This window comes from Paenibacillus sp. PK1-4R (assembly GCF_030369595.1).
Taxonomy (GTDB): Bacteria; Bacillota; Bacilli; order Paenibacillales; family Paenibacillaceae; genus Paenibacillus.
On the sequence record NZ_CP126535.1, the window covers coordinates 3684775 to 3697918 of the forward strand.

Consider the following 13144-nt stretch of genomic DNA (forward strand, 5'->3'; position numbering starts at 1 on the left):
AGGAATTTATGAAGTTTGTACATTTCACTACCAAACGAGATTTCTTCTCTGAAGACCTCTCTCCGAACCTGTAGGGATTCTTAAAGTTCTCATAAGATAGATACTAGCATTTTCAACCTCTTTTTTATTGTTCGAAAATTTTCGAATTATGTATTGCAGCTATGTGGGAAGTGTGATATATTTCTTTTCAGGCCAAACAGTTCGAAAATATTCGAACTTAAAACTATACTACGTAAGACAGTATAGAAAATACAGGAGGTAATAACATGTCCAATACAGCAACCGCTGGCAATACTACTAACTCTCTGAAAACCGATGCAAACATCACGATGTTAAATAATTATTTTCGCTTGTTTGATGCATCTCGCACTGACGATCGGGCTATGAAGGACTTGTTATCCTTATTTACGGAGGATGTCGAAGTTATTTCGAACGGTAGCAGCCGAACAGGATTCGAAGTAGTTATTAAGACTATTTATGAATACAACAAAGACATTAAACATATGTGGGATGCATGGGTACTTCAGCCCGACGGCAGTTATCGAACTAACTGGGCAGTATGCGGTCAAGCAGTAGATGGCACGGTTTTCACCAAAGAAGGTATAGATATTATGCGTTTAAATGAAGAGGGAAAGATTATGTATATGAAGAACGTGCAGACGACTGAAGATGCTTACAATGAATATTTCTCGTAAGGGTAGTTGTTACTTAGGTCTTTGGTAAGAAACAATTGCTGGTTTGCTACATAGTAACCCATTTTTTTGATCAGTAGGCATAATTTTATCGACTTATATTTTAGATTCACAGCATTTGTGGCCTTCAACCGAACTATCCTAAAACTAAAGAAACCGATGGAACTTTACATTTGTAAATGCCCATCGGTTTTTATTTTATCTCAACAATAAGATACCTTCTTATTCTGGTGAAAATAGGTCAGGCTGGATAACTTGGCTAGGTGTGTAGCGTAGAGTGAGCTTCGTGCTAATCTAACATGATTTTCTCGTTAACCATCTGATAGTAATACTCATCCATCTGTTCTGCCGTAACATCTTCTTCAAGATGATATATCCACCACTTTTGCATTGAAGTCGATTGCCAAACTGTTAGAGCTAGATATTAAAAAAGTGATTACGTATCATGGTAACGAAGTTACAAATCAGATTAATGACAGTCTCCAGAAGATTGTAAATATGAAATCTATCATTGACCACGAGTGAGGAGCAATCAACCTGGAAGCAAGCAAAACTCTTTTAATGGAATAACTTATCATGATGAAGTCGTCATTTTCGCGGCTTTGTTTATTTTGTTGACTATTGTCAGGTTAGTGTAATTTCCCGTTTTAGTTAACGTTATAATATAAACAGAGTTCAAGACATGAATACAATAAATGGAGGGGTAGGATTGAACAAGTATGTGTTACATATAGTTGCAAGTGTAATTTGCATATTGTTACCTGCTGTTGGTCTCTTATATGTTTTGTGGGATAGCCACCAACCCAAAATAGGACCTGTAGGAGACGGAAAACCGAATTATCCTTCAATATCTCAATGGATATCTATTAGCTCTTCTTTTATTCTTGGAGTAGTTAATTTACCTCTTTCCATAATTCGATATAGACAAAAGACTAAAAGAAGATATTAAAAGTTAATGCTTATTACGCTGACGGGCAGGATAGATGAATTTTGTGAATATACGCCAGGTATGCGAACGATAAAAACATAAACTTTTAAGATTAAAGACATGCTACAGTCTTCAGAATCGCAGAATTCGTCAAAGGAAGTATAAAAGAACTAGGCAGTAGAGTGCCTATCGTCAGGCAAGAGAAGGGTGATCACGATAAATCTGAATTAAAGCTGGAGGCGAATGAAATGCTGGAATTAGAGTTTACGACTATAGAGGAGTGGGATGAAGCATTGTGGGCGCGGATGGAGCGAATCTATCATGAGGCTTTTCAACGCGGTGCTAAGACAAAAGCGATTCTGCGCAGTATGCTGGACCGGAAAATTGGTTATTTACACACGGGCGTGCATCATGGAGAAGTGGTTGCGATGGCTGTTACTGGACTGGAGGGGAAGGTTGCGGACCGCATTCTGATCATCGATTACCTCGCGGTTGAACAGAAGCTGCGCGGGTTGGGCATAGGGACCTGGATGCTGGAGCAGCTCAGAGCCTGGGCGTTAAGGGAACACCGGATCAAAGGTATGATTATCGAGGCGGAGTTCGGGACAACGGAGGCTCATCAGGAACGCATTCAGTTCTGGCAACGCAACGGGTTCATCCTAACCTCCTATGTCCATCAATATAGAATGGTGCCAGAGCCGTATCAGGCAATGATGCTGCCAATGGATACAAGTACGCATGTGCCTGATGATGGTGAAGCACTGTTTCGTTATATCAATGCTTTTCACAAGGTTGCTTACCGGAAGAGTTAGACCGCATTCAATGGACCTGCAGGAAATTACCGTAGAGATTAGGATGAAAAATGATCAATTCTTGACTGCATGGTCAATAACTGATACATTAATCCCATGAGCAGACCAAGAGAATTTGATGTCGATCGTGTATTACACCAGTCTATGGAAGTATTCTGGAATCAAGGCTTCAAAGCAACTTCTTATGAGGACCTTACGCGTACTACAGGAGTCAAAAAGCAAAGTTTGTACTGTGTTTTTAAAGACAAGCGATCGTTGTTCCTGAAGGCGTTGGCACTTTACCGTGAACAGGTTATAGCGAAACTGAAAGAGATTGAAACCCTGGATTCGTCTCCCGTTGATAAACTGGATACCTTACGATATTCCCTTTTAGACGATGAAACTGGCTGCCAAGGGTGTCTAATTGTGAATGCATCACTCGAATTCGGAACAGATGACGAGCAGGTCACCCGCGAAGCTGAGCTCATGGCAGAAGAGATTCAACTGGTATTAGAGAAGATCATAAGTAGTGGCCAGAAACAACAGTTAATTTCCAACCGGTATACGAGTATAGAGCTTGCATCTTATCTAAATAACACCATCCTTGGTGTGAGAGTTATGGAGAAATCTGGTTCATCCCGTGAACAGATCGAGACGGTTCTGCGTACTTCATTTGGCATGATCATGTCTTGATCTTTTTTTTGTGAAATTCTTGACTACGAAGTCAAAAATAAATGAAGGCGGATCAATACACCACGAAACCTTGAAGGAGGTGGGGCTTTTCGATAAAGATCGTGTATTGATTCATTTGGAAGTAACATCTAGTTGTTAACCAGGCTGGTTGCTGTTTAACATCTCCTAGGTCAATTTATATAAAACGAAATATGTGGAGGTTATTATGAATTATTCTCAATCCGTAGAAGCATTGTTCCAACCTATAGAGTTAGGTCACTTGAAGTTATCCAATCGGATCGTGATGGCGCCAATGACGCGTCAATTTTCTCCGGACGGTATCCCGGGTTCGAATGTTGCGGGCTATTACCGCCGTAGAGCAGAGAACGCAGTGGGGCTGATTGTGACGGAAGGGACAATAATTAATCATCCGGATGCATCCAATCAAGCCAATGTGCCGCACTTTTATGGCGAAGCTGCAATGAATGGTTGGGCACATGTTGTATCTGAAGTACATGAAGCTGGCGGTCGAATTATTCCACAGATCTGGCATATGGGAGCCAAAGGTCATGTTAATGATTATTCGGAAGCTGAGATTGCTACAATCGTTCAAGAATTCGCAAAAGCAGCCTCAGAAGCGAAACGCGTTGGGTTCGATGGTGTTGAAATCCATGGAGCACACGGCTATCTGATCGACCAATTCCTGTATGAGAAAACCAACTCTCGTACGGATCGTTATGGTGGAGATATGATGGCTCGCACACGTTTTGCAGTTGAAGTGATTGAGGCTTGCCGTAAAGTAGTGGGATCGGAATTCCCTATTGTACTGCGTTTATCTCAGTGGAAGACAGATGATTATCAGGCTAAATTGGCTGAAACACCGGAATTACTGGAGCAGCTTCTCGCACCGTTGGTTCAAGCTGGAGTCGATATCTTCCACTGCTCCACACGCCGTTTCTGGGAGCCGGAATTCGAAGGGTCTGATCTGAATTTTGCTGGTTGGACCAAAAAACTGACTGGTAAACCGACAATCACTGTTGGATCGATTGGTCTTGATGGTGACTTTACAAGTCTGTTCACAGAAGGTAAAGGCGCAAGTAACGTCGGTATAGAGGGATTGGTACAACGACTTCAGAATGATGAGTTTGATCTGGTTGCTGTAGGCCGTGCTCTTCTAGTCGACCCTGAATGGGCTAAGAAAATTCAAGAAGGACGTACTGGTGATCTGGTTCCATTCACAAGAGAGGCGATGACTGTACTTACTTAATTGTAGTTATAATCATTAGGAATATGTATTAATCAAACACACCTTCAAGAGAATGAAACCTTGTCGTAAGATAGGGGAGATCATCTTGGAGGTGTGTTTGTAATGGCAACCAGAGTGAGTTATCCGGTAGAATTAAAGATGAAAGCCATAGAAATGAGACTGGCAGAGGTTTCAGTTTCGGAATTGAGAATTGCACTGCTTTGAATTTCACGCGGGCAGCAGAAGTCCTGAGCTACGTTCCTTTCAACGTCACGATGCAAATTAAAGCATTGGAAGATGAGCTAGGTGTTCGCCTCATCTTCCGCTCAGTGCCGAACCAAGAACTCAAGCAAACGCTCTTTGAGGGAACCACGGATATTGTTTATATGTTGGATGAACCCATTCGTTCGAGTGGACTTTCCGTGGAACCTTTGCTGGAAGAACATTTCCGATTGTTAGCTCCTCCTGATCACCCACTCGCCAAACGAACTGTGCTGCAATTGGAAGATTTCCATGAAGAAGTGTTCCTGACAAATGAGAAGGGGTGTCCATATCGAACGATGTTTGATCGATCATTTGAGAAAGAGGGCATTGATAACATCACATAATTAGAGTTTCAAAGTGCCGAGGCTATTAAACAGTGTGCAATCTCGGGAATCGGTATCGGTTTTCTTCCTGAAATCGTTGTAGATGCCGAAGTTGAAAGCGGGAAACTTGTTGTTCTTCCATGGGAAATTCCGGATTTGCGGGTGTATACACAGATGTTGTGGCATAAAGACAAGTCGCTTTCACCAATGATGTTATCTTTTATAGAAGCAACCAGGGAAGTTTTTGGTTCACAGAATGAAAATAAAACCGTATAGTTTATGTATGAGACATCAAACTGTTGAGCACAGTAAAACGCTGTTGAAAGTGGGTAGACATTATATATGATTCCACTAGTATACGACCAGATTAACCATTGGGGAAAAGACGATGAATTTTTCCTTGCATTGTTAAAAAGATTAAAAGTAGAATTTATAGCTGACCTGGGCTGTGGAACAGGAAGATGGACTACTCATCTTGTTCAGTGCGGTTATAAAATTACCGCTATAGATCCCAATGAAGAAGCGATTGAAATGGCGAGAAGTAAGGATAATTCAGGAAATGTGGATTGGATTGTAGGTGATAGTGCGGATTTACAAACCAATACCTATGATGCGGTAATTATGACAGCCAATGTTGCACAGGTATTTCTTACAGATGATAGTTGGAAGCGAGTAATCTCGGACGTATTCCGATCCCTAAAAAATGGGGGTCACTTTATTTTTGATACACGAAACCCTTTGGTAAAAGTATGGGAAGAATGGGAGAAGGACAAAACTCCTGACTTAGCTAAAGATAAACTAAGCGGAGATCCTTTAGAAATTTATACAGAATATGAAGGGTTTGAGGGAGATATTTACACTTTCTATGAAATTGTAAAAAACACAAAAACAGACGAAGTGTTAGTTCATGAAAAAATGCAGCTAAGGTTTCGAAATCAAGACGAATTCGATGAGTCGCTGAAACAAATCGGTTTTTCAAAAATTGAAACATATGGTGATTGGGAGTTCAAACAAGCAAATTCTGAGAATAGATCGTTTATTTTTCATTGTGTAAAATAGCAGTTAGTTAAAAAATGTCGAGGGACAAAGACATGATCCCATTGAAAGTCGCTATTTTAGCGGCTTTTTTATTTTTACAAACATTGTTTCGTTCAAAATCCATTCAATGAAATTTGTTCATATATGATGAACTGGAGTATGATGGGGGAAGGCGATGCTGATAATTACCATATAATCAATGCCAAGTATAGAGTAATTTTATGTAGGTCTAAAGCTTTTGGACCCGGCTATACAACACCATACTTCCTTGAAGGGGGACATCTGTTTTGGATGAGCAGTTTCTAGATTTATTGGCCGAGAAATATGATACCGAAGAAAAAATTATAACAGAGATCATCAACCTTGAAGCGATCTCCAATCTCCCGAAGGGAACCGAGCATTTTGTCAGTGATTTGCATGGGGAGTTCCAGGCTTTTCAGCATGTACTAAGAAACGGTTCGGGTACCGTCAAAGAGAAAATCAAAGAATTATTCCGGAAGGTTTGGACGGATCAAGAAATCAATGATTTTGCGGCGTTGGTTTATTACCCGGAAGAAAAAATACAGCTGGTTATAGGGGAAATGAGCAATAAACAGGCTTTGAACCAGTGGTATAGACTAACAATTGAACACATGCTTAAGCTTATTTCTTATGCCTCTTCCAAGTATACACGCTCAAAATTGCGTAAAGCTCTGCCGGAGCAATATGTATATATTGTAGAAGAGCTTTTATACAAGACGGATTCGACCAACAATAAGGATCCTTATTACGAGGAAATATATCGGCAAATTATATCCTTGGGCCAGGCGGACAATCTCATTATCGGCCTTGCTTATACGACACAGCGCCTGGTGGTTGACCATCTTCATGTGGTTGGAGATATCTATGACCGGGGGCCGTACCCCGATAAAATTATGGATACGCTGATCAACTACCATTCTGTAGACATACAGTGGGGGAACCATGATGTCCTCTGGATCGGAGCCTACGCAGGTTCTCTGGTTTGCCTTGCGAATATTATTCGGATCTGCGCCAGATACGATAATCTGGACATCATTGAAGATGTATACGGAATCAATCTGCGCCCACTGCTAAACCTGGCGGAGAAATATTATGAAGACAATCCGTCCTTCAGACCTAAGTTACAGGCTGGCCATCATGTATCGGAGCAGGAAATTCTGCAGATCACCAAAATTCACCAAGCCATTGCCATGATTCAGTTTAAACTTGAAATCCCGATTATCAAGAGACGCCCATACTTTAATATGTCTGAAAGACTTTTGCTGGAGCAGATTGATTACGACAAAAATGAAATCAACATCTGCGGTAAAACGTACCTGCTGGAAAACACCTGTTTCGCAACCATAAATCCACAGAAGCCTGAACAATTGCTGGAGGAAGAACGCCAGGTGATGGAAAAGCTGCTGTTTTCCGTTCAGCATTCCGAAAAGATGGCCAGACATATGAATTTTCTCATGAAAAAGGGTAGTCTTTATTTAAAATACAACGGGAATTTGTTAATCCACGGCTGTATTCCTTTGGATGAAGAAGGAAATATGGAAGAAATGCAGATTGAAGACAAGACATATGCGGGCCGTCAATTGCTTGATGTTTTTGAAGATTATTTACGTTACGCCTTTGCGCATCCGGAAGAGACAGAAGATCTGGCGACGGATATGGTATGGTACATCTGGACAGGGGAATGTTCCTCGCTCTTTGGAAAGAGAGAAATGACCACTTTTGAACGGTATTTTATCCAAGATAAAGAAGCACATAAGGAGAGAAAGAACCCTTACTACCATTTACGTGAAAATGAAGAGATCACTCGAAAAATTTTGCAGGAGTTTGATTTGAATCCAGATCATGGACATGTCATTAACGGTCATACGCCAGTCAAAGAAAGTCGTGGAGAGAGCCCTGTTAAAGCAAATGGAAAAATGATCGTGATTGACGGCGGTTTTTCCAAAGCCTATCAGTCCACAACGGGCATTGCCGGATATACCTTGCTGTACAATTCTTTTGGCATGCAGCTCGTCGCCCATCAGAAATTTAATTCAAAAGAAGATGTGTTATGTAACGGAACAGACGTGTTATCTCTAAAAAGATTGGTGGACAAAGAACTGGAGCGGAAGCTGGTGAGGGAAACCAATGTCGGGGAGAAGCTGCTGCGGAAAATCTCAAACTTGAAGGATCTATTAGAATATCGCTACATGAAATGAAACGATTGCTAAAAGTACACACCCGGATCAACCGTTTGAGTGCAATTTGACGTAGACGCTCGTATTGGGCAGGGAAGTAATAATACCCTGTCTGTGCGAGCCTTTCTTTTGTAACAGTACGATGTAACAACAAACTTTATGACTTACAGTTGAACTAACCGAGGATTTTCAATTGGTGGAGGAGGAAGATATGGGCTACAATTCACGGAAGGAAGCAGTATTTGAGGCGAAACGGGTCCGTAACTGTACCATAGCGGCAGGTCGTCGTCATACCGTTGCTCTTAGATCTGACGGAACAGTAATAGCTGTGGGTGATAATAAATACGGTCAATGTAAGGTAAGCGATTGGTGCCATATCGTCGCAGTTGCGGCTGGTAATGTTCATATGGCTACGAACACCGGTAATGCACATACAGTTGGTCTTAAATCCGATGGTACTGTAACAGCTATCGGTTGGAATACGCATGACCAATGCAATGTAAGCGAATGGCGCGATATAGTAACCGTTTCGGCAGGTTGGTGCCGTACTGTTGGGGTTAAATCAGATGGCACCGTGGTTGCGGTGGGGCGAAATAATGAAGGGGAATGCAACGTGAGCAGCTGGCATGATATTGTATCGGTCACGACGGGTGACTGGCATACAGTTGGTCTAAAAATAGACGGAACGGTAACAGCCGTTGGTAACAATAAGTATAACCAATGTAGCGTAAACGACTGGGGCGACATATTGGTTGTTTCGGCGGGGTATCTTCATACTGTTGGGCTTAGATCGGATGGCACGGTAGTGGCTGTGGGTAGAAATAATGGAGGGGAATGCGACGTAAGCGGTTGGCGCGATATTGTAGCAGTTGCAGCTGGGAGTTATCATACCGTTGGTCTTAAGTCTGACGGGACGATGGTTGCTGTGGGTTCGAATAAACATCACCAATGTGATGTAAGTGGCTGGCACGAAATTCGAGCTGTTTCGGCGGGGTGTGCCCATACGATTGGACTGAAATCGGATGGTACGATGGTTACTGTGGGGGATAATGGTTATGGACAATGTGATGTAAGCGGATGGAGTAGCATCCAACAATAAAATACTAAGAAAGCAGCAGCTGATGTCGGCTGCTTTTATTATTTGTCGCGGGACAAGAACATGGTCCAATTGAAGTCGCTAATTTAGCGGCTTTTTGTGCATTGGCTTTTGAATAGCACCCTTAATTACATATTCAAGTATTTTCGCATTTAAGTCAGGAGAATGAAAACTGTGTTTACAGGTGGGAGTTCAAATGATGGAGAAGCTGGTGTGACTTAGTATGATTTGAATCCATCACTTCGTCGTAGCCTAAATATAAATATTTACCTCTTGCATAAAGAACATGTGTTCGGTTTATAATATATACAAACATACGTTCTTAAAAGTACAGGAGTGATTTCAGTGTTGGCTAAGCAGCGAACCATTATGCTCATCGATATGCAGTCGTTTTATGCTTCAGTCGAAAAGGCAAAAATGCCTCAATACAAAAATAGACCACTCGCCGTCGCTGGCGATCCAGCAAGACGTTCTGGCATTATCCTTGCTGCTTGTCCACTAGCCAAAGCGAAGGGGGTATCTACCGCGGAACCACTCTGGCAGTCTCTTCAGAAGTGCCCTGAACTGATCATTGTGAGACCACACATGCAAGAATACATCGAAGTATCCACTCAAATCATGTCCATTATTGAGGAGTTCACCGATCTGGTTGAACCGTACAGTATAGACGAATTATTCGCTGATTTTACAGGATCAATGCATCTATTCGGTAATGATCCAGTCGATTTGGCCAAGCAAATTCAAGACAAGATCTATAATGAAACAGGCGTTTATGCAAGAGCTGGTATTGGCGAAAACAAAATCATTAGTAAATTGTGCTGCGATATGATCGCTAAAAAAGCAGAGGGGGGCATTTTCCACTTAAAGAAAGAGGAATTACACCTCCACATTGGAGAAAAGCCCATCCGCGATATGTGGGGGATAGGCTCCAGAATGGAAAAACATCTGTGGAAGATGGGCATCCGAACCATTAGAGACCTGGCGAATACGCCTCTTTCCAAACTAAGAAGTAAGTGGGGGGTTAATGGAGAAGTCATCTGGAGAGTCGCAAATGGAATCGACAATTCACCGGTAACCGTAAACACGCACAGTACACAAAAGGATATCGGAAACGGAATGACCCTGCCAAGAGATTTCATAGAGGCTTGGGAGATCGAAGTAGTTATCCTCGATATCTGTACAGAAGTGTGCAGAAGAGCTCGTAAAAAGGGACTAATGGGGAGTGTCGTTTCCGTGAGTGTATCTGGAGCGGATTTCGACCACCCAACTGGTTTTAACAGACAGGTGAAACTGTCTGATCCAACAAACATAACCGTTGATGTGTGCAAAATAGCCAAAAGCATATTTCATCAGCACTGGGATGGGCAACCTGTACGCCGTGTAGGTGTATCCCTTTCTCAATTATCCAACGCGGATACATATCAACTATCTTTTTTTAATGATCAAGAGCAGAAACGGGCCATTGATCAGGTGATGGACGACATTAAGGATCGTTTTGGCGACATTGCCATTCTACGTGCGAGCTCGATTACGGCTGCGGGTCAAGCGATCGATCGAGCATCTAAAATTGGGGGGCATTACAAATGAGCAAAAAACTGGAGGCCAATGGATTATGGGAATCGAGCCGAATGATGCTTCCACAACATAAAGAACGAATTATACAGCATCGAACTCAAATTCATTATCAAACGAAACCACTGATCCATGAAGATGAGTGGGAGATTATTACTCAGAATATAGATGTGTCGCTCAATTATACATTGCAAGCCACCTTTGAAATATTTACTGAGTCAGGCAATCGCTATATACACGGGATCGTCACTTCAGTCAGTACCTTTGGAAAGAAAATCAAAATTGAAATGGAGAATGGATTTGAATGGGTCGATTTTGATCAATTGGTCGCTGTGAAACTTGAAGAAGGAGGCGTGTAAAGTGCGACAGACTTTCGAGGAACTTTCACTCGTGAAGAGAGTGGTAGAGCTCCCTTATCTTTTAGGTGCTCTGGAGGTAGATAAGCATAAAATATACGCTTCAAACTTCAAAATGAAATCTGTGTATGTTGACTACCTGGACGGTACCCAAAAGAAAATTGCTTTAGAAATGTACAAATCAAAACAAACGCTAAAGGAACATCATATTAAAATCATAGATGAAGTGAGATCTGAGCTGAGTTTAACGGTAGATTATTCGGTGAGAGGTTACATTCATAAAATGACATTATTATGGAGCAAAGTGAAAGTGGATGTAACCTTAATGCTTACTGAACATATGAACGTTGATATTACTGATTTGCTCAAATGAACATAGAAAATAAGATGTACCTGCGAACAAGCCGCGATGTATATCAAGAAGAATAATCGTCATAATAAGGAAATGTTGCTGTAAGAAGGGAGGTAAGGGTAGTGGATGATCAATCTGCCATGAACACAAAAGAGGAAAATATCACCAAAAGTTTGAACGAATCCTTGGGTAGAATTGAAGAAATCTTTACGAATACTCCCGACTTAATCATCCGAAAGTTAAGCATAAAACAGACCGGAGAACTAGCCGCTATAATCTATATGGAAGAATTGACAGATAAAGCGTCACTTAATCAAAATGTTCTTGCTCCGCTTCAACTAGAAACCGGAAATCCTTCCGGAGATTTCATTACAACAGTGGGTTATGTAAAACCTCACTCCAAGTGGGAAGAGCTCAGACTTTCCATTATACTCGGCTACAGCGTGTTATTTATTGAAGGAAGAAGTACTGCATACGCATTAGATACAAAAGGATTTCCGCAACGCGCTGTTGAGGATCCTCAGCAGGAGCCCTCACTGAAAGGGGCTCATCAAGGATTTATAGAGACAGGTTCTCAAAATATAGCCATGATCCGTCGTTATATTGCGGACAAAGAGTTAAAGGTGAAGCGGTATATTGTTGGGCAGCGGGGACAAACGCCAGTATCTTTGCTTTATTTGGAAGATGTGATCCAGCCGGACATCATTAAAGCACTGGAAGAACGGATTCAATCCATTGATGTGGATGCCATCATTAACACCGGAGAATTGGCTGAATTTATTGAGGACCAACCACTTGCGTTGCTTCCCCAAATGATTACGACAGAAAGACCGGATACGGCAGCTTCTCAAATACTGCAAGGCCGTTGTGTCGTTGTAGTCGATGGTTCGCCAAGTGTTCTGGTTGCGCCAGCTACGTTCATGTCTTTTTTTCAGACAGTTGATGATTACAGTTCCAGATGGTCCATTTCGTCATTCCTCAGAATATTGCGCATCTTTGCCTTTTTCATTGCTATTTTTTTGCCTGGAATTTTTATAGCCGTCATTTCGTTTCATTTTGAGATTATACCTTTGAAGCTTCTATTAACGCTTGGTGAGTCACGGGGGCAAGTTCCGTTCCCGCCATTTGTAGAGGCGATTATTATGGAAATAACACTTGAGATGTTAAGGGAAGCGGGAGTTCGCCTTCCAGCTCCAGTAGGACAAACGGTAGGAATCGTTGGCGGTATTGTCATTGGTCAGGCAGTTGTGGAGGCAGGGTTGATCAGCAATGTAATGGTTATCGTAGTGGCTTTTACAGCTATTTCATCTTTTATTATTCCCAATCAAGACATGATGGCAGCTGTACGCATCATGCGGTTCATGATGATGATACTAGCTACCTGGTTCGGGTTTGTTGGACTGGTGGTGGGCATGATGAGCTTCATCGGTCGACTAATAACATTAAACTCGCTCGGTGCCTCCTATAGCACACCTATAGCTCCATTTAGGGCCATGGATTGGAAGGATACCTTACTGCGGGTACCGTTGTGGATGATGAACAACCGCCCCGCAAGCACGAATTCACGCCAGTCAAAAAGACAGGGTAAAAGCAGAGGATGGAAGGAGAATAAATAG

Annotated in this window: 11 protein-coding genes and 1 pseudogene; all 12 read left to right on the forward strand. The window is 42.0% G+C overall.

Going from position 1 to position 13144, the window contains the following annotated elements:
* Window positions 1-266 precede the first annotated feature (266 nt).
* The 12 genes and pseudogenes from QNO02_RS15950 to QNO02_RS16005 all read left to right on the forward strand — a co-directional run bounded on the left by QNO02_RS15950 (window position 267) and on the right by QNO02_RS16005 (window position 13144).
* Entirely contained in the window at window positions 267-695 is a 429-nt protein-coding gene (locus QNO02_RS15950; protein ID WP_091029903.1) for a nuclear transport factor 2 family protein, read from the forward strand.
* 1173 nt (window positions 696-1868) lie between these two features.
* Window positions 1869-2432 carry a GNAT family N-acetyltransferase gene (locus QNO02_RS15955; protein WP_133384968.1) on the forward strand — a complete coding sequence of 188 codons (564 nt, stop codon included), beginning with the start codon at window positions 1869-1871 and terminating at the stop codon, window positions 2430-2432.
* 96 nt (window positions 2433-2528) lie between these two features.
* Complete coding sequence (locus QNO02_RS15960) at window positions 2529-3104, forward strand: TetR/AcrR family transcriptional regulator (RefSeq protein ID WP_091029895.1); 576 nt, start codon at window positions 2529-2531, stop codon at window positions 3102-3104.
* 205 nt (window positions 3105-3309) lie between these two features.
* Window positions 3310-4350, forward strand: coding sequence for an NADH:flavin oxidoreductase (locus QNO02_RS15965; protein WP_206105745.1), 1041 nt, complete (start codon window positions 3310-3312; stop codon window positions 4348-4350).
* Between the two features lie 182 nt (window positions 4351-4532).
* Window positions 4533-5192 (forward strand): annotated as a pseudogene (locus tag QNO02_RS15970) (LysR family transcriptional regulator).
* Between the two features lie 66 nt (window positions 5193-5258).
* Window positions 5259-5975 carry a class I SAM-dependent DNA methyltransferase gene (locus QNO02_RS15975; RefSeq protein ID WP_289389275.1) on the forward strand — a complete coding sequence of 239 codons (717 nt, stop codon included), beginning with the start codon at window positions 5259-5261 and terminating at the stop codon, window positions 5973-5975.
* A 266-nt stretch (window positions 5976-6241) separates the two neighbouring features.
* The gene (locus QNO02_RS15980; protein WP_133384970.1) at window positions 6242-8173 is read left to right on the forward strand and encodes a fructose-1,6-bisphosphatase; all 1932 of its coding nucleotides are present in this window, start codon (window positions 6242-6244) and stop codon (window positions 8171-8173) included.
* 190 nt (window positions 8174-8363) lie between these two features.
* Window positions 8364-9251, forward strand: a complete 888-nt coding sequence (locus QNO02_RS15985) for an RCC1 domain-containing protein (protein WP_289392799.1) — start codon at window positions 8364-8366, stop codon at window positions 9249-9251.
* A gap of 366 nt (window positions 9252-9617) precedes the next feature.
* Window positions 9618-10835, forward strand: a complete 1218-nt coding sequence (locus QNO02_RS15990) for a DNA polymerase IV (RefSeq protein ID WP_502921885.1) — start codon at window positions 9618-9620, stop codon at window positions 10833-10835.
* On the forward strand, window positions 10832-11179 hold the full coding sequence (locus QNO02_RS15995) for a YolD-like family protein (RefSeq protein WP_289389279.1): 348 nt from the start codon (window positions 10832-10834) through the stop codon (window positions 11177-11179). Before QNO02_RS15990 ends, QNO02_RS15995 begins: the two co-directional genes overlap by 4 nt.
* A gap of 1 nt (window position 11180) precedes the next feature.
* A complete protein-coding gene (locus tag QNO02_RS16000; protein ID WP_289389280.1) occupies window positions 11181-11549 on the forward strand; it encodes a YhjD family protein in 369 nt (122 codons plus the stop codon).
* Between the two features lie 119 nt (window positions 11550-11668).
* Window positions 11669-13144, forward strand: coding sequence for a spore germination protein (locus QNO02_RS16005; protein ID WP_289392800.1), 1476 nt, complete (start codon window positions 11669-11671; stop codon window positions 13142-13144).